A 19,095-nucleotide genomic window follows, 5' to 3' on the forward strand; every position below is an offset into this window, starting at 1 on the left:
AACTCGTCAAGCGTTTCGGCAAAGCCAGTCGTGGCAACGTGGCCGAAAGTCTTGACGACTTCCGCTACGAAGGAGGAGTGGTGGATACATTGGCAAGTGGCTCCCAGTCCGGTGCATCGGCCATGACATCTTCATAGAGCTCCTGCAGTTTCTTCTTGAGACGCTCGGTGACTTTCGGTCGCTGTTTTGAGATGTCATTTTGCTGCAGCGGATCAGCGTTTGAGTCGTACAAAGCAAACCGGCTGAATCCGCCTGCCTTAATCGTCGGAATCCACGCTTCCTGGAAGGTCCTTAAACGAACGAATTCGCCCTTCAGCCGGTTGTATTCGGGGCTGGAGAAGGTGGTGTTGACGACGTGGGCGCCCAAGTTGGGCGTCGACGGATCGATGCCCGCCAACCTGGCCATCTGCCGAGTCAAGTCGTTTTTCCTGGCCTGATCCGAAGGCAATTTGTAACCACTGTAACCCATCAGTGTGTAATTCCCTTCCCGCAAGGTGGCCAGATGACCCGATGACGGTGAAAGCCAGAACATGGGTTGCGAGCGATTAAACGTCCCTTTCTCAATCAGCAAAGGTGACAGATCCGCGCCATCAAGATGCACGCCTTTGGGTTTTTCAATGCCGGCCAGGCCACAGATGGTCGGCAGCAAATCAACCGATCCCGATGGCGTGTTCTCGACTCGTCCTCCCCGGAAGCCACGGGGCCAGAAGAAGATCCCGGGCGAACGCAAACCGCCCTCAAAGTTTGATCCCTTGTTACCATTCAGTCCGCCATTGCGATCTGTTCGATAGCTGCCATGGTCCGATGAATAGATGATCAATGTATTGTCGAGTTTGCCCATTGCCTTGAGCTTGGCAACAAGGCGCCCGATGGCTCGATCAGTATTGTCGACGGTGGCGGAATAGATGGCGGATTCGTCCTTGAGGTCTCCGTAGAGCGACACGATCTCATCCGGCGCCGCAAGTTTGGAATGAGGCTCGTTGAACCAGATGTTCATAAAAAACGGCTGATCGGGATTTGCCTTCGTTTCCAACCAGTCGATCGCATCGTCCACGACCAGTTGGCATGAATATCCTTTCAGCGGACCAACGGGTTTGCCGTTGCGTCGAAAATTAACCGGGTTTTTGTGACTTGGGCTGGCCCCGTTCGAGAGGCCGAACCAGTAGTCAAAACCGTGCTGCGTGGGCGACGGTTTCCTGCGTTTGCCTGAGGTCATGCCGATGTGCCATTTGCCGAAGTGGGCTGTTCCGTATCCCGCCTTCTGCAGGACTTCCGCGATCGTCACCTCACGCTCGAGTAGATGCATGTTGTGCCATTGATCCTGCAGGACGCCGTAAATGCCGGTGCGGAGATTCTGCCTTCCGGTAAGGAGGGTCGCCCGTGACGGCGAACAGACCGCTGCGCCAGCGTGGAAGTCGGTGAACCGGACACCGCGAGCCGCCAGGCTGTCGAGCACCGGTGTCTTGACTGGCCCGCCATTACAGCCGAGATCCTTTGAACCGAGATCGTCAGCCAGCAGCACGACGACATTCGGAAGTTTTCGAGAGGAGCGCGTAGCGGAACTCGTCAAGACTTTCGGCGATGGAGGTGAATCATTGCGGGGCCGCCGAAATTCTTGACGAGTTCCGCTACGAGCCGGAGACGCGGCGGTTGGGGTAGCGTAAGCATCGGCAACCGGCTCCCAAACCGGTGCGTAGGCCATGACGTCTTCGTAGAGTTCCAGCAGCTTTTTCTTGAGCCGCTCGGTGACTTTCGGTCGCTGTTTTGAGATGTCATTTTGCTGTAACGGATCCGTGCTTAAGTCGTACAGCGCAAACCGACCGAATCCGCCCGCCTTGATCGCGGGAATCCACGCTTCCTGGAAGGTCTGTAGACGCACCCGCTCGACATTCAGGCGTTGGAATTCGGGACTGGAGAACGTTGTATTGCTCACCGCCTGAATAAGGTTGGGCGATGAAGGATCGATGCCCGCCAGTTCTGCCATCTTTCGCAGGACTTCGTTGAACCTGACGTGATCAAAGGGCAGTTGATAACCGCGATATCCCATCAATGTGTAGGACCCATCGCGCAAGGTGGCCAGGTGGCCTGATGACGGCGCAAGCCAAAGCAGGGGCTGGTCGCGCCGGAACGCTCCCTTCTCCGTCAATAAAGGCGAAAGGTCGGCGCCATCCAGATGCACGCTCGCCGGTTCATCAATGCCGATCAGGCCACAGATAGTAGGCAACAAATCGACCGAGCCGCATGCCGTGTCTTCAATCCGACCACCGCGAATCCCACGGGGCCAAAAGAAGATCCCGGGCGAACGCAAACCGCCCTCAAAGTTGGAGCCCTTGTTACCATTCAGTCCGCCATTGCGATCTGTTCGATAGCTGCCATGGTCCGATGAATAGATGATCAATGTACTGTCGAGTTTGCCCATTGCCTTGAGCTTGGCGACAAGGCGCCCGATGGCTCGATCAGTATTGTCGACGGTGGCGGAATAGATGGCGGATTCGTCCTTGAGGTCTCCGTAGAGCGACACGATCTCATCCGACGCCGCTAGCTTGGCGTGAGGCTCGTTGAACCAGAGGTTCAAAAAGAATGGTTGGTCCGGAGACTCCTTTTGGTCCAGCCAGCGGATCGCATCGTCCACGATCAACTGACACGAATAGCCCTTCAGTGGACCGACGGGTTTCCCGTTGCGAAGGAAGTTGACGGGATTCTTGTGGCTGGGATGTGCGCCGTTGGACAGACCGAACCAGTAATCAAAACCGTGTTCGGTAGGCGACGGCTTTTTCCGTTTGCCGGAAGTCATTCCGATGTGCCACTTGCCGAAGTGTGCCGTGCCATATCCGGACTGCTGGAGCAGTTCCGGGATCGTCACTTCCCGCTCAAGCAAATGCATGTTGTGCATGTGATCCTGCAGCACACCGTAAATTCCCGTTCGCAGGTGTTGTCGCCCAGTGATTAAGGTTGTCGCCATGCACGACAATATGTTTTTGCAGCCGAATCGGGGCCGGCTCCATATTCAACATCCAGTCGTGGTACTGGAAGTTGTCATGGAGGACTTCGCCGTCAAATTCGGCCGAAAACGTGCGGCCTTTCACGATCAGCTTGACCGTGTGCCAAACGCCGACCTCGGGATCGATGTGTCGGACGTGCGGCTTGTGTTCTTCCTTCAGTCCCACCTTCATCGCCGTCTCCTTCGGCAGGAAGTAGTAGCTTTCGAGGTGGCCCATGCCGCCACGGGACCGTAGGTTGAATTGCTCCATGTCCCCGAAGCCAGGAATCTCGGGAATCAATCGCCGAAAGTTGATTCCGCTATCCGAGATCGTCGGCATTCGAAAGTCAAGCAACAGAACAAAGTCGCGATAGTGTTTCTTTGTCGCCAGCGATGCACCCCAGGTTTCGATCAGCCCCGATGACTTGAGGACGCCGTCCTCGATAGACCAAAATTCCTGGACCAATGGTGGAGTATGCCACCCTTCAAGATTCTTGCCGTTGAACAGAGCAGTGAAGCTAGGCGGTGGAACGTTTAGGCCGCTTGTTTGGGCAGCTTCCTCATCTTCATCTTCGAGTTCCTTAATGAAAATGTTTCGAAACTCAATGGAGCAGGGATTCCTCACGCCGGGGCGACCCTCCACAAAGCGGTGCTTCTGAAAGCGGAGGTGGCTCGGCTCCATGCTGAGAATACCCGGCGGATACTCAAAGCGTTCGATGATCACATCGCCATCAACTTCCGCGCTGACCGTTTGGCCGACGACAGTCAGCTTGATCGTATGCCATTTGCCAATCTCAGGATCGATTGATTTGATTTTCGGGTGTTGGGGCTTCGGCAACTTCATGACTTCAGGAATCAAAAAGAAGCTTTCTAAGTGTCCAGTACCTGCACCGCTACGGAGGTTGAACTGCTCGGCATCCCCAATCTTCCCCTTCATCGCAGGCAGAAAATCACGAAAATGAATTCCGCTGTCGGACGCCGTTGGCATTCGATAATCCGCCATCAGCACAAAATTGCTGTACTTCTTCTCGGTAACAAGGTCCGCACCCCACTCTTCAAGCAGTTCCGGTGATTTGAGCACTCCATCTTCGATCGCCCACATTTGCTGGACTTTGGCGTTAGCATTCCATCCGGTGAAATCTTTGCCGTTGAAAAGTGAGTTGAAGCCTTCCGGCGGGAGGTTCAATAGATTTGTATCGCCTTTCCATTCTCTCACCGTCATATTGCGAATCGCGATCGGGCCGTAGTCGCCCTGGATGATCACCGGACCTCGCGGTCGCTGAGGACGATCCCAGTTGGTGCCATTCGCCCAGGCCAATTCGATGTTCTCCCGAATCACCAGGCCGTTGTGTACCACGCGAACGAACTTTGCGTCCGTGATCTTTTTACCGCTAGAATCAAAACGCGGTGATTGGAAGATAATGTCGAGTGTTTGCCACTGCCCCGGTGGCTTGGCTGCGTTGACTCTGGGCGGCGAGCCAACGTCAATGTGGTGATACGTCGGCTCGGCTTCGGCTTGGCGCCGCTCGGCAATTCACGCAGCTTTTTCTTCCAATTGTAAATAGGACGTCTGCGAGACACCTTCGCTGAGACAGAATTGGGCGACGGTCATTTGCGAGGACGCGAATCGTGGCAACCGCTCCTGCCAGAGTTTGGCGGTTTCGGATCGTGGCATGGGTTTTCTCCGTTGAGTGATGCGAAACAAATCCCACAACCCTAACCCCCGCACCTACAACGGTTCTGGTGTACGGTTACATTATTCCGACGGTTCTAAGCCAAGCCCACAACATCAACCAAACGAATTCCACACTTCAAAGAAGCGACTTAACCGATGAACTTTAAGGCACTGACGACCACATTTGTGTTGACGATGGGGATGGCGACGGTTGCCGCTGCGGATCAGCGGTACGTATTGCAATACGACTCCCCCGCGAATGACGCATCATTGACTAACAAGGGAAAGGGCAGAAAACCTTCGAAATTTGGCTACATCCAAACCGCCCTGCCGCTTGGCAACGGTCGGCTGGGGGCCATGTTCTCGGGCGGCGTTGATACCGAGCATCTACTGATCAACGACATCACGTTGTGGATGAACGCGAAACGGGGAGCGGACCCTGTCACTCAGTCTGGGTCACGAACCAGCGGAAGCAAAGATCTTGAAACGGTGCGGCAAGTCTACCGCGACGGTAAATACGGAACGAAACCCGATAGCATGGAAAGCTTGTCGACGAAATATCTCAGCAGCACCGAGCCCCTTGGCAACTATGCACCGTTTACGGATGTGCTAATTTCGACAGGACATGATCCGAAAACCGTCTCCGATTACCGCCGAACGTTGAATGCACGCACAGGGTTGGGAACGGTTGTCTACGCTATCGGTAACACAACATTTACCCGTGAATTTTTCTGTAGCCATCCACATGATGTGCTCGTCGCTCGTTATACGGCCAGTGACGCGTCTTTGAATTTAACGATCAAGGCAACCACCAAACACAAGCTAGGGCAACCCAAGGCTGCAGGCGACCGAATCGTTCTGACCGGCCAGGCAAAGATGGTCCAAGACGACATCCAGTTCATGCAGATAGTCCAAGTCGATGCCGGCGACGCAGCCGTGACTCCGCAGGCCGACGGTTCGCTTCTGATAGCCGGTGCCGACGAAGTGACGATGCTCGTGGCTGGCTACACCGACTACCTGCCGGTGTTTCCCGCTTTCAAAGGACGCGATTACGAATCGGACTGCAACAAGACAATCTCCCAGGCCGCGACGCTGGGCTACGACGCGTTAAAGAAATCACACGTCGATGATGTATCGGGACTGATGGACCGCTGTCGGTTGGAGTTGGATTTCGAACCGGCCGGGCTGACAACGGACCAACTTGTCACCACGGGCGGCAGCCAAGAACTCGAGAATCTCTATTTCAATTACAGCCGCTATCTGCAGCTTAGCTGTTCACGCGGCGCTCCGGTTCCATCCAACCTACAGGGACTTTGGAACGCAGATCTAAAGCCGATGTGGAATTGTGATTACCACACTGACATCAACGTTCAGATGAACTACTGGATGGTAGATCCTGCCAACCTCTCGGAATCGTTTCGTCCCTTCGTCAATTGGACGAAGATTCTTGCCCAATCGGGCGCACATACGGCTCGTGAAACCTTTGGCGTCGATCAAGGTTGGAGCATGGGCTTAAACGGAAACGTCTATGGCTTCACAGCACAAAATGTTCATGGCCGCCGCAACCAACAAGCCGGGCATTGGCTCTGCCAGAACCTTTTCGACCACTATGCCTTTAACCAAGACAAGGAATACCTGGAAGAGATCTATCCTGTCCTCAAGGGCGCGGCTGAGTTTTTCGTTGAGTACCTTGCACCTTGGAAAGATGGAAGTCTTGTCGTCTATCCCACATGGTCGCCAGAAAACGCGTATTTGGTCGCGCAGCACGGCAAACTTAACAAGCAAGCATACGGTGCGTCGTGGGACCAGCAGTTGTTGCTGAATCTATTCACCGACTGTATCGAAGCGTCCGCAGTATTGAACCGCGATGAAGACTTCCGGAAAACCTTGCAGAACTTGATTCCAAAGCTGTGCCCGCAGAAAATCGGCCAGTATGGACAGTTACAAGAATGGCCTGAAGACTGGGACAACCCCAAGGATACTCACCGGCACATTTCGCATTTGATCGCCTTGCATCCTGGGCGTGACATTTCTCCGCTGGTCACAAAAGAATTGTACCAGGCGGCGCTCGTGACAATGGAACACCGAGGCGATGAATCCACGGGCTGGAGCACAGGTTGGAAAACTTGTTTTTGGGCGAGGTTACATAACGGTGACAAGGCACATCAGATTTATCGATTTCTAACCGCAAAACGCGCCTACGCGAACCTGTTCGATTTCCACCCGCCGTTTCAGATCGATGGAAACTTTGGAGGCGCGGCAGGTGTCTGCGAAATGTTGCTGCAAAGCCATCTTCGAAGTGTTGATGCGAGTGCCAGTACGATTGGCGAGGCCGCGTATGTTGCGTACCAACAAGATCCGTCGATGAAAAATCACTACACCCCAATCGTCCCAACTGAAACACTCGCGGATGCGCCGTACATTTTACACTTACTGCCCGCATTGCCATCGGCCTGGCCCAGCGGACACGTCAAAGGGCTACGGGCGCGAGGAGGTTTCGAAGTGGACATTTCCTGGGATGGCGGCAAGCTGACAGCAGCTAAGGTCAGGTCAACCGGCGGAGGCACATTTCGTTTGTTCGCAGAGGGCGTCTTAAGCGACAATATCGAGCTGCAGCAGGGGCAGTCTCACACGTGGCTGGAATCCAACAAGTAGATGTAGAGCCCCGTGCGGGTTCGTTGTGATTGATTTCTGTTTTTCAGTGGTGTTGCGCGACCCCAGGCTCTAATTTTGGACCGCGTTGCGGGCGCCGCAGGAACACGCAAAATCGGTCGGCGACCGACAGTGAAGCCTTCGTCCAGAAACGCGTCGCAATTCGTCAACCGGGTGACGCAGTTTGCCATAGAAATTTTAAATGTCGGTGACCAAAATGGCGGGCATGAACATCAAGCAAAATAATTGTCCGCCAAATAGCTGCGGATGCCAGCTGCCGAAGAACGCGTTGGATCTTTCCCGTCGCGAATTTATGGTGTCCGCTAGCGCTTTGGCAGCCGGGTTAAGCACTAGGCCGTTAATGGCCGCAGAAGACCGAGAGTCTTACGCGACCTTGTTGAAGGCGGATCCCTCCTTGCGCGGTTATTGGCGATTCGACGGAAATCTTGTTGATGCGATGGGCAAGGCTCCGGGTAAGGGTGCTGTTTCCTATGTCGACGGTGTCGTTGGCGGCAAAGCGATCAAGCTGATTCCCAAACAGTCAGTGACGGTCAACCAAGCTGATCACTTACGCGGCAAATCGGCGACGGTGGAATTTTTCTTCAAGCTAGTTTCGTCGCCTGAAGGTGACCAGCATCCGGTGCTGATCTCCCAAACCATTGGGCAACAGGTCCGCTACATCGTGGGTGTCAAGAACGATTTGTCGGGATTGATTTATCAGAACAACGTCGCCACCGTGCAGACCACGATCAAGCTGCCGACCGATCAACCAATTGAAGTTGGCCGTTGGTACCATTTTGCGATGACCGGTTTTGACCTCGACTTGCGTGCTTACGTCGACGGCTACGAGTGTAGCTTGACCGGGGGTGCGTTCGAGTTCACGCGACGAGGCCCCAAGAAATCTCCGATGATGTTTGGCGGGACCTCAGTTCGCGGTTGGGGGTTGGCGGAAGTTTGCTTGGACGAAGTCGCTTGTTACGCGAGTGGACTGGCAGAAGCTGATTTTCAGGAACACCTCAAAGCAGCCGGTTGGGGACAACGCCTCGAAGAAACCGGCCAGATCGTCGCGCATGTCGAAGGCCAACGCAACGCGACTCGGGAAGCGAAGGCTCAAGCGATCCTAAACGATCCGGCGCTGACGGCGAAGGGCCAGACGCATGTCTACGAAGGCGAAAAACTGGAAGCGATTCAATTTACCGTCGGTGGCATCGGCGCCGGCGGCATTCAGTTCAACGGCAAAGCCCAGCCAGGCATCTGGCAGATTGCCTGCAACTACACAGAAGAAAAGGTCGCTGATACATTTCTGGCGATTCGGGCACAAGCCAAAGGAGGCAAGCCGGTCGTGCGGGCGTTGCAGACCGAAGCGGTCGGGCCTTTCGCGGCAATGCCATCTTTGAAGTTCGAGGGCGAATACCCGTTTGGTAAATATCGCTTTAAAGAACCCGCACTGCCGGTCGAAGTGGAACTCGAGGTCTTCAATCCGTTCATCCCCATGGATCTGAAAAACTCGGCTATCCCCTGTGCGATCTACACCGTCACCTTCACCAACAATTCCGCGGGTCCAGTGAAAGTCGACGTATTGGCCGCACAGAAAAATGCTCTCGGTTACCACGAAAGTCCGGCCAGAGCGGAAAAGGGCGGCAAGCCGCAAGGCCCCGGAAACTATGGCAACAACCAGAACCGCATTTTGAACAATGGCTCAGCAACGATGATGCACATGACTCGTGCTGGCGATGCCAAATCCGACATGGTGTTGATGACCATGGCCGACGGGAGTGCAGGTTGTGCCGCGTGGGATTCAGCCGTCACGCTGCACAGCAATTTTTCCGATACGGGCATCTGCAAGGGGCCGGCAGAGTCCAAGGTTTCTGCGGATGGCAAGTCGGTCAATGGTGCCCTCACGGCTCCGCTGCAACTTGCTGCTGGCGAAACCAAGTCGGTCACCTTCGTGCTGACTTGGTACTTCCAAACCGGCCAGCACGGCAACAAAGGGAAAGCCAAAGTCGTCATGGAAGGCGAAGGCGAGGGACGAGTCGTGGGCTGGAGTCACAGCGGCCAAAACTACACCAATTGGTGGCCAAACGCGATGAGCGTCGCCGAGTTCCTCCAAGACAACTTGGCAGAATTAACCACGCGAACGCGCCGCTTTCACGACACGCTCTACGCGTCCAACATCCCGGTCTGGTTGTTAGATCGCATGAGCTCTCAACTGGCAGTGCTACGCAGCCAAACCGTTTGGTGGGCCGCCGATGGATACTTTGGTGCTTGGGAAGGCTGCAATCCGGCGAAGGGTTGCTGTGAAGGCAACTGCACTCACGTCTGGCATTATGCCCAAGCACACGCACGGTTGTTGCCCGAGCTCGGCCGGATGATGCGCGATCAAGATTATGCGACTCAATTGCCAAGCGGTTTGACTCCCTATCGTCACACGCGACAAGACGCCGCCGCCGACGGGCACTTTGGCACGATCCTTAACACGTACCGCGAACACCTTTGCTCGGCGGATAACGAATGGCTAAAATCGCGCTGGCCGAAAATCAAAAAAGCGATCGAGTGGGGGATTGAGCACTGGAATCCCAAACGCGATGGGTTCCTGCAAACCGTTCAACACAACACGCTCGACGGAGCCATGACCGGTTGTTCCTCGTGGATCGGCAGTTTGTACCTGTCATCGTTAGAAGCTGGAGCCAGGATGGCAGAGGCGGTGGGGGAGTCTGACGTCGCTGCCGACTATCGCAAGATACGTCAGTCGGGAAAAAAGTTGCAGGACCAGCGTTTGTGGAACGGCGAGTACTATGTACAAGAAGTCGGCGAGCAACGAATTCAAGATTACTTGGACGGCTGTCACATTGATCAATTGCTGGGCGAGTGGTGGGGGGATCAAGTCGGCATTGATCGAAACTTCCCAGCCGACCGATCCAAGAAAGCGCTGAAGTCGTTGTTGAAGTACAACTTCTTGACTGACTTTCATGGGCAATCGCTCAAGCCGCGTCAGTACTGTGAATCGGACGACGGTGGCATGAAGATGATCACGTGGCCGAATAAGCCGCAGCCAATCCCCGGCATGAAGTACGGCGACGAAGTGATGACCGGGTTCGAGTACGGAGCGGCCGTTTCAATGATGCAAAACGGCCTGTTGAAGGAAGGGTTGATGGTCATCAAGGTGATCTCCGATCGCTACAACGGTCGTTTAAGGACCGAAGGCGTTTCCGATTTTGACAATGGTCCGTGGGGCTATTCGGGCAATCCATTCGGCGACGACGAGTGCGGCAAATTCTACGGCCGTTCACTGAGTGTCTGGTCGGTACTGTTGGCGCTGCAAGGCTTTATCTACGACGGCCCAGCTGGACGAATCGGATTCAAGCCACGATTAAACCCGAAAGACCACGCCAGCTTTTTCAGTGTTGCTGAAGGCTACGGGCTTTACAGTCAGGTTCAGCGCAGTAGCGAGCTACAGTCTTTCATTGATTTACGCGAGGGCCAACTTCGACTAACAGAGATCGTGCTGGAAGTCGCCCAACCAATGGATCCCGAATCAGTGAAGATCAAACTGGCCGGCAATGAAATTGGTAGCGGCTTTGCATTGAAAGGCCAAGAATTGCAAATCAGATTGGACCGCCCGCTGCTGGTGAAGGCGGGCCAGCGGCTCGATATCAAGGTGACAACCGCACCAGACAAAATTTAAACGGGCTGACAGTAACCACCCATTCATTTATTCCGAAACAATCGCTCAATCGTGCTACGTACCTGATTTGTCGTGGACGCACTCAAAACATGAATCATGGAAAACCAACAATGACAGCCAACCTAGGAACGATCACACGAATTTTTCTTGCGACGCTTACGCTCGCGTTACTTGCCCCGCCTGCGAGTGCTCAAGACGATTCTCACATGCAGTGGTGGCGTGATGCGCGTTATGGCATGTTTATCCATTGGGGGTTGTACTCCATCGCCGGTGGTGAGTGGAAAGGCAAGGACTACGGAAAGGAACAGGGCGGTGCAAGTGCCGAATGGCTGATGAACAGCGCGAAGATTTCTGGCAAGGAGTATCGTGGGACCCTGGCACGACAGTTCAATCCTACCGAATTCGACGCCAAAGAGTGGGTCGCAATCGCCAAAGACGCTGGCATGAAATACATCGTCATCACCTCCAAGCACCATGACGGATTTTGCTTGTTCGAGACGAATGCCACCGACTACAACGTCATGCAGGCTACGCCGTTTAAACGTGACATCATCAGGGAACTATCCGAGGAATGCGTAAATCAGGGTCTGAAGTTTGGCGTCTACTATTCGCAGTTCAAGGACTGGTATCATCGCAGCCGCGGTCGCAACGCCCCCGGTACCATGAGCAACGAAGAATACCTAGCGATGGTCGAGAAGAACCTTGATGAGCTGCTGTCGAACTACGGAGAAATGTCAGTCTTGTGGTTTGATACAGGCGGCAATGATGTGATCGAAGCTGACCGGCAAGGCGCTCGTGTGCGTGAGTTGCAGCCAAACGCGGTCATCTGCAGCCGCCTTTATAGCCGCCGAGTTCCGGCAGACAAACGAAAGTACGCCGACTTTGAATCGCTTCCCGACCGGATGCTTCCCACGGAGCGAATGACAAAGGACACCGAAACGTGCATGACCATGCGACACAACTGGGGCTACGATCGCAATGACAATCACTGGAAAAGCGAAAAGGACATCATCGAATTCTTGGCGTTGTGTGGCGCACGCGGCGTGAATCTTCTGCTGAACGTCGGCCCGACACCTGAAGGTCGACTGTTACCCGAAGAGACGGAGCGTCTGAAAGCGGTAGGCCAATGGATGAAGGTCAACGGCGAGTCGATTTATGGAGCGACCTATTCTCCAGTCGATTTCGATTTTTGGTGGGGTGCGATGACACAAAAGAACAAAACCGTCTATCTACATGTCTTGGAGTGGAAACCGGAAGGTATCGAGTTCAATGGCATTGTGGGTAACCCTAGAAAAGCCCACTTCCTGAACGATCCGCAGCGTAAGTCGCTTGCAGTCACCTATGACGCAGGCCGTCACATCACCAAGATCGACGTTCCAGAAAAGGCGCCGGATTTTCGAAATACAGTGATTGCCGTGGAGTACGACAGCCCCGTCACTGCAGATCCAGATGCGAAGGGAAAGTACCACTGGTACACAACGCGGAGCAGACGCCACACGGAGATCCGCGAGAATCGTCATGCGGGGAACACGGATCTACTGGATGCAGTGAAGGAAGCCAAGTGAACACTGAACGAAAGCAAAAAACACCCCCTGAGCGTCCCGCTCGTCGCCCATCTCGTTCGCAAGACCGGATCTAATCTCGCTCCGATCGCTCCGCGATTGGAGCTCAACGTGAAATCAAAACCCACCCTCACCTCAACAAGCCACGACTTCGACCAGCTATGAACCGAATCCTTGTAATGTTCCTATCGACTGCTAGCGTCTCCTGTTTAATCGGATCGCCTGCGGCCGCGAAAGAAACGCCAGATTTATTGACACTCGGCCTTGCCCCGCCGCCGGGCGCGGTGGTCTTACTGGACGGCTCGAACCTTGACGCTTGGAAACCGTTTTCGTTCCAGTGGCTCAACCCCAACGACGATCAGAAAGAAATTCAGTGGAAGTTGGTCGACGGCCAGGCGATGGAGATCGCGTTTGAATTCAAGGGCAAGCCTCGCAAGCAGTTTGTATGTACGAAACAGAAATTCGGTAACTACCGGCTGCATTTGGAGTTTCAATTACCTGAAGAAGGAAGCGGTAATAGTGGAATATTCTTTGGCCCTTTGTATGAACTGCAAATTTTCAACAGCGCAGAAAAGGAGAGCGCCGGAATGAGCGACTGCGGCGCGATCTATCAGATTCGCGCTCCTGACGTGAATGCGGCTCTGGGGCCAGGTGAATGGCAAACGGTTGATTTGGAGTATCGAGCGGCAAAGGTCGGAGCGAATGGATTTATGACTGAGAAAGGCGCTGCTCGAGTCACGATACGTCTTAACGGCCAGCTAATTCATGACGACTTCAGATTGTCGCTTCGCCGAAATAAGTACGCTGCCTTTCCCGAAGAACCGCTCTCGCCCATCGTTCTGCAGGAACACGGTTCGAAAGTGAAGTTCAGGAATATTTGGGTGCTGGAAAAACCATCGAAGGCCAGCAATGGCCCGTAGGCCGGGTGTGTTAATGACTTAGAGACTGTTTCACAGCCTTTCATATTGCATTCTCACCGTAAAGGATTGGCCGACCGAGGCACTCGGATTTCAACGATCCAAAAATTTTCTCATGATGTGCGTTCATGTTTGCTGCGTAAGGAGACGTTTGCACCGGCTTAATTCCTTCGTTTTCAAGGAACGAGCGAAAGGATTAAAAAAGCTTCGTGTCGCGGTCCATGATCAAGTATTTCTTGCCGTTGAGAAATCCATCTTCACAGTCCTTCAGCCCACGTGCCATTTGTGTCAACCAAGCTTCGTTGGGATTCGTTGTGCATCTAGCAAAATGCACACGGCGGGGATTCAGTTCCATGGCGAAGAGTAGATATTAGGTTGTCAGTCCTTTGGTCGTCCACACTTCCACAGTTTTTAAATCTTTCTCTTGCATGGCAGTTCTCCGTCACGGACAATTTTAGCAGACCCACAGCAAACCGTGATGGACCAAGCTGAAAGCTAGGTTGGCTGAGAAACATGGCTCACAAATGCTTGATGGTTCGATTTTCGCCGCGTCAAATGATCGACTGAGTTTTTTGACTCGACGGGGTTGCCAACACCAAAGTTCGTAGCACAACGAAAAATCGACGAGAATCGAGTCGAACGCGACCCCAGTCTTTCGGTTCGCCACCTGGAACCCTGACTGCGAGAATTCGTTGCGAATCATGGGCTGATTTCAAGTTGCCAAACTCGATTCCCGGTCAACTGGCCTGATCCATCCAAGATCGCACAAGACGACGTAGAGGCACGGAACAACGATCAGCACCAAGATCGTCGACGCGAATAAGCCAAACATGATCGAGACCGCCACCGGAATCAACATTTGTGCTTGAGTACTTTTCTCAAGAGTCAGTGGCAACAACCCGACCATCGTGGTCATGCTGGTCAATACGATCGCCCGGAACCGAAGTCGACTCGCGCTCCGCGCGGAATCAAAACTCGGCTTTCCTTCGGCACGTTCCTTTTTCAAAAACAGCACTAAAAGGATGGAGTCATTGACCACGATCCCGGCCAGAGACACAAACCCAATCAGGCTGGGCATGCAAATATCCATTCCCATCCACATGTGTCCAAAGATCATGCCGATCAACGACATGGGGATCGCCGCCATCACGATCAACGGCTCCAGCCAACTCTCAAACTGAAAGCTCAAAATCGCGTAGACGCCAAACAATCCCATCAGGAATAGCGATACCATCGACGAACCCGTTTCACTAGATCGTTCCGCTTCTCCGCCCAGGGTGATCTTCAAGTCGTCATACTTGGAAACCAACTCGGGCATGAACTGGGTTTGAAACTCTCGCATCAAATTGGTCGTATTCACTACGTCGGTGTCCGTATCGGCGATCAGGGTCACGGTCCGCCAACCGTCAACGCGTGAGATTTTCGACCAACCATATGTCATCTCTAAATCAACGACCGATTGCAATGGGACCCGTACACCACCGGCAAGCATGAACTGAAAATCCAGAAAGGACTCCAGCGTATTGCGGCTTTCGGGAGCTAACTGTACGTTGATTTCGTATTGATCCACACCCGCTTGAATGTCGCTGATTTTTGCCCCCTGGAACGCCGTGCTCAGTTGGCTAGACATCGCTTGAACGTTCAACCCGATCGCCACCGCATCGGGTTTCAAGTGCAATCGAATTTCTTGCTTGCCGGGTCTCAGGTTCATGTTGAAGTTGTAGACGCCGGTGAACTGCGACATCCACTGTTGCGTCTCGATGGCGGCCGATTGGGCCACCTGCAAGTCATCGCTCTTGAAAAGCACTTCGACGGCGCGACCGGCCGGTCCCATCGTCGGTTCCGCGATCGTAATCGAAATCGCGTTGGGGACCTTTCCGACTTCCTCTCGCATCACCCGAATGAATTCCGCCGTCGACGTTTTTCGCTGATCCGGCTGCAGCATCTGAATCGAGACCGTCGCAACGTGCGGGCCCGCTTCACCCGCGTCACTATTTTCGTTGAACTTGGACATCACCGACTGCACCAACGATGCACCATCAGGTTGCTCTGGAAAATGCGTGTTCGTCCGCACGGCAGCCTCATTGATGTGCCGGACGATCTCGGCGGTCTTGGAGAGAGGCGTTCCTTGTGGCATCAAAATCCTGGACTCAACCGTGTCGCCCTCCAAGTTTGGAAAGGGCAAGAAATTGACCAACCCACCGGCGACCATTGCCAACGAGAAGATGAATATGGAAATCGTTAAGCCGACCGTCAGATACCGCAATCGCAACGCCCAATCGATCAAACGACCGAAGATATTTTCGCGAACCCAGTCAACTGCACTGTCGATTTTTCCCCGGATTCCCTGTGGTGGTTCCGCGTCTGCGTGCTTCAGTGAGTGTCCCAGGTGAGCCGGAAGGATCAAGAACGCCTCGACAAGACTGACGATCAACGTCGTCAGCAGCACCATGGGAATCAGACGAAGCACCTTTCCCATGTGTCCCTCGAGCATGAACAGCGGACACAGCACGCAACACGTTGTTAGAAACGATGAAATCACACCTCCTGCAACTTCCCTCACGCCATCGACCGCTGCCCGCAATGAATTCTTGCCCATCGAGACATGCCGCGAGATGTTTTCGGCGATCACGATTCCGTCGTCCATTAAGATTCCCGTCGCCATCAGGATCGCGACCGATGACATCATGTTCAGAGTTTGGCCGATCAACGGCAGGACAAAGAACGCGCCCATGAACGAGACTGGCAAACTCATGACGACCCAAAACGAAAGTCGCAGGTTAAAAAACAACCACATCACCAGGAACACCAAAACGACGCCCTGCCAAGCGTTCTTTGCCAACAGAGTTAATCGCTCGATGATCAGTTCCGATCCATCTCTGGTCACGGCAATCCGCAGTTGGGGTTGCCGCTGCCGTTCCTTTTCAATGAATTCACGAACCACCTCGGCGATTTTGGTGGTGTCCTGGGAGCGAGTTTTATTGACCTGGATGATGCCGGCTCTCTCGCCATCGATCCATGCCATTTGCTCGGCGTTTGCGAAGCTATCGACCACTCGTCCGATGTCACGGACACGAACTTCGGAGCGCCCCATGACGCCGTGAATAACAATGTCTTCAATGTCCTGCGGGCTTTGTTTCTGTTCAACCAAACGCAACAACAAGTCTTCGTGTTCCGATTCAATCGTGCCAACGGGGACATCCAAATTCTGATTGCGGACCGCTTGTGCTACCGCTTCAGCAGACAATCCGCGGTGACGCAGCGCATCGGCGTCCAACTCAATACGAAGTTGGCGATCCGAAAAACCTTGGATCTCTACCAACGATACACCGGGCAACCGTTTGAGTTGTTGTTTGAAACGTTCGCAGTAATCTTTTAGCGAGTCCTCATCCAAGGGACCGCTGACGGTGATCGTCATGACGGAATCGGTACGATTCAATTCCGTGACAATCAAGTCCTCTGCCCCTGCGGGGAAATCAGAGATCGCCTCAACTTCGGTTTCGATATCATTGAGCGCCGTGGCGATGTCGGCCCCCTCTTCGATCTCGACCACGATCGACGCCGCCCCTTCTTGAGCCGTGCAAGTGACCTTTTCAATGTTCTGGATCCCGTCCAATGCGTCCTCGATCGGCAAGCAGATTCCCTGCTCAACGTCTTCGGCCGAAGCACCGCGATAGGTCATCGCGATTTGGACTTCTGAGCTGTCGAAGTTCGGAAACGTCTCTTTTTGAAGCCTAGGGATGGCGAACAGCCCCAGACCGATAAACGACAACATCAGCGTATTGGCAAGCGTTCGATGGTTAACAAATTTTTCTAACACTGAAGTAGGTCCGGCCGGATGAGGGTCATTTCGATTCCAACAAGCAAAGGCAAAACGTTTTGTCAATCTTGACGATCGGTTTTCGGAAGAGGCGTTTCCGTATCCGTACGCAGTGCATCGTCACCAGCAATAAGAGCATCGTCACCAGCAATAAGAGCATCGTCACCAGCATTAAGAGCATCGTCACCAGCAATAACCGAAGCGATCAGTTTTTTGGCATCCTCATGCGACTGGATCGGGGTGACCAGCATTCCGATAATCGCGGGCGACGGGTTTACGATGACCAACGTTTCCCCGTCGTCGAGTCCCGAGGCGACAACGGCATAGTCGTCTTGTGCGAATGTTAGGCGAATGTTTTTCTGGGTCAAACGATTCTGGTCGTCAACCAAATAGACTGAGTCGTTGCGAATGGCTCGACGCGGAATGACCACTTGATCAGGAAGGGGTGTCCCAAAAATATCAACGTCGCAGAATGCCCCCTCGAGCAAGGGCGGTTGAGGTGTTTTTTGCTCCGGTGGTGAAACGTTCTCAACACCGACCACGAACCCGACCATCTTTGTCTGTGTATCGACAATCTCGCGAACTCGCAAAAACCGGCCGTGATACGATTCTGTGGAATTCGTTCCGTTAACCTTGACGAGCGCATCAAACTGAAACATCTTCCGGAACGTTTCAGGAGTCAACGTCTGGCGAGGCTCGACGTCACCGCTTTCCGAAACGAATAGTCGGTGAATGTCCTGCAAGGGTAACTGAACCTCCACTTCCATTTCCGTGCCACTGTAGCCGACAAACAATTGTTCGCCCACACTGACGAACTGGCCAACCTCCAACTGAACACTGCCCACTAGCATATCGAAAGGTGCCGTGATCTTCGTCCGTTCGATGTCCCTGAGAGCCTGTTCCTTTTGGACTTCCGATTGCCGCAGGCCGGCTTGCAACGCTTTGGTTTGGGGCTTGATCAAAGCGATGCTATTTCCAAGGTCTTGGACGGCATTCACTTGAGCCAACAATTCACGTCGTTTCGCATCGAACGATGAACCGGAACCTGCTTGCTGCGACAACAGCGTTTGCTCGCGGTCAAATTCCCGTTGCAGAATCTCAAGTACTTCGTTCTCAAGTGCCAGTTTTTTTTGGTTGTTCAGGAGCGATTGTTTGAGTTGTTCAATCTCAGCGTTCTGTCGGTCGATTGCAGCGTTCAATTCATCGACGCGGGATTGATAGTCCGAATCATCAATCTCCAGCAACAACTCGGCATCCTGGATTCTCGAACCCGCCCGCAGTTCAGGATGGATTTTGCGAATTCGGCCTTCGACTTGCGTCACCGCGCGCCAAGATCGAGCGTACTTGGCCGTCCCGAATCCACTGACCATCGGACGAACATCCATTCGCTCAACCACGATCGTTTCCAGCATTCGTGAAGCTTCTTCCTCAGCATGCATCGCTAACGGAGGCGAGTGTTTGACCAACCACGCGTAGGCAATGATCGCCAAGATGATCGGCGGGAATACGAGTAATCGCTTTCCCCACGTCCCCCATAGCCGGGCTGATTTCATATCTTGCTTCTCTCAATAGTTGGCTGTTTAAGAGGCGAGAGCGTTACCGAACCAATCGCCACTTGGGAACACAAATGACGCACCGCTCCCGCTGACGTGTGCGACTCCTAACAACACAATGCGACATTTGCACCTAATAAGGGCCACGCAAAGATCAATAATTTCCCCTGGCAATGAAGAAAGAGAGGGCTCATACCGGGCAATCCCCAAACGGGCCTTTCTTCGGAACGTGCGGAACCTCGCGAATCAAT

At 53.7% G+C, this 19,095-nt stretch carries 9 protein-coding genes; 4 read left to right on the forward strand and 5 right to left on the reverse strand.

The features are described from left to right. Nucleotides 1-64 precede the first annotated feature (64 nt). Genes CA13_RS13370 through CA13_RS35085 form a run of 3 tightly spaced genes read right to left on the reverse strand, consistent with a single transcriptional unit; the run spans nt 65 to nt 4,655 of the window. Nucleotides 65-2,908 (reverse strand): sulfatase-like hydrolase/transferase, encoded by a 2,844-nt coding sequence (locus CA13_RS13370; protein ID WP_419194297.1) that lies wholly within the window; start codon nt 2,906-2,908, stop codon nt 65-67. Beyond that, on the reverse strand, nt 2,871-4,514 hold the full coding sequence (locus CA13_RS13375) for a 3-keto-alpha-glucoside-1,2-lyase-like domain-containing protein (protein WP_419195109.1): 1,644 nt from the start codon (nt 4,512-4,514) through the stop codon (nt 2,871-2,873). Before CA13_RS13375 ends, CA13_RS13370 begins: the two co-directional genes overlap by 38 nt. Next, entirely contained in the window at nt 4,515-4,655 is a 141-nt protein-coding gene (locus CA13_RS35085; protein ID WP_419194298.1) for a hypothetical protein, read from the reverse strand. Nucleotides 4,656-4,811: 156 nt separating this feature from the next. On the opposite strand from CA13_RS35085, the gene CA13_RS13380 reads away from it, so the two are divergent. The 4 genes from CA13_RS13380 to CA13_RS13395 all read left to right on the forward strand — a co-directional run bounded on the left by CA13_RS13380 (nt 4,812) and on the right by CA13_RS13395 (nt 13,474). Further along, the gene (locus CA13_RS13380; protein WP_146397408.1) at nt 4,812-7,310 is read left to right on the forward strand and encodes a glycoside hydrolase family 95 protein; all 2,499 of its coding nucleotides are present in this window, start codon (nt 4,812-4,814) and stop codon (nt 7,308-7,310) included. A gap of 199 nt (nt 7,311-7,509) precedes the next feature. Further along, the gene (locus tag CA13_RS13385; protein ID WP_419194299.1) at nt 7,510-10,992 is read left to right on the forward strand and encodes a GH116 family glycosyl hydrolase; all 3,483 of its coding nucleotides are present in this window, start codon (nt 7,510-7,512) and stop codon (nt 10,990-10,992) included. Between the two features lie 110 nt (nt 10,993-11,102). Continuing rightward, nucleotides 11,103-12,557: an alpha-L-fucosidase gene (locus CA13_RS13390; RefSeq protein WP_146397410.1), complete on the forward strand. Its 1,455-nt coding sequence runs from the start codon at nt 11,103-11,105 to the stop codon at nt 12,555-12,557. A gap of 158 nt (nt 12,558-12,715) precedes the next feature. Continuing rightward, a complete protein-coding gene (locus CA13_RS13395; protein ID WP_419194300.1) occupies nt 12,716-13,474 on the forward strand; it encodes a 3-keto-disaccharide hydrolase in 759 nt (252 codons plus the stop codon). A 709-nt stretch (nt 13,475-14,183) separates the two neighbouring features. Here CA13_RS13395 and CA13_RS13400 read toward each other — a convergent pair. Both CA13_RS13400 and CA13_RS13405 read right to left on the reverse strand, forming a co-directional pair. Beyond that, complete coding sequence (locus CA13_RS13400; RefSeq protein ID WP_146397412.1) at nt 14,184-17,291, reverse strand: efflux RND transporter permease subunit; 3,108 nt, start codon at nt 17,289-17,291, stop codon at nt 14,184-14,186. A 62-nt stretch (nt 17,292-17,353) separates the two neighbouring features. Further along, nucleotides 17,354-18,844, reverse strand: a complete 1,491-nt coding sequence (locus CA13_RS13405; protein ID WP_146397414.1) for an efflux RND transporter periplasmic adaptor subunit — start codon at nt 18,842-18,844, stop codon at nt 17,354-17,356. Nucleotides 18,845-19,095: the final 251 nt, after the last annotated feature.

Source organism: Novipirellula herctigrandis (genome assembly GCA_007859835.1).
Taxonomy (GTDB): Bacteria; Planctomycetota; Planctomycetia; order Pirellulales; family Pirellulaceae; genus Novipirellula_A; species Novipirellula_A herctigrandis.

Excerpts from the sequence above, each read along its gene's own strand:
- CA13_RS13385 (WP_419194299.1), top strand. The coding sequence starts at position 7,510 with ATGTCGGTGACCAAAATGGCGGGCATGAACATCAAGCAAAATAATTGT.
- CA13_RS35085 (WP_419194298.1), bottom strand. The coding sequence starts at position 4,655 with ATGCCACGATCCGAAACCGCCAAACTCTGGCAGGAGCGGTTGCCACGA.
- CA13_RS13390 (WP_146397410.1), top strand. The coding sequence starts at position 11,103 with ATGACAGCCAACCTAGGAACGATCACACGAATTTTTCTTGCGACGCTT.
- CA13_RS13395 (WP_419194300.1), top strand. The coding sequence starts at position 12,716 with ATGAACCGAATCCTTGTAATGTTCCTATCGACTGCTAGCGTCTCCTGT.
- CA13_RS13380 (WP_146397408.1), top strand. The coding sequence starts at position 4,812 with ATGAACTTTAAGGCACTGACGACCACATTTGTGTTGACGATGGGGATG.
- CA13_RS13405 (WP_146397414.1), bottom strand. The coding sequence starts at position 18,844 with ATGAAATCAGCCCGGCTATGGGGGACGTGGGGAAAGCGATTACTCGTA.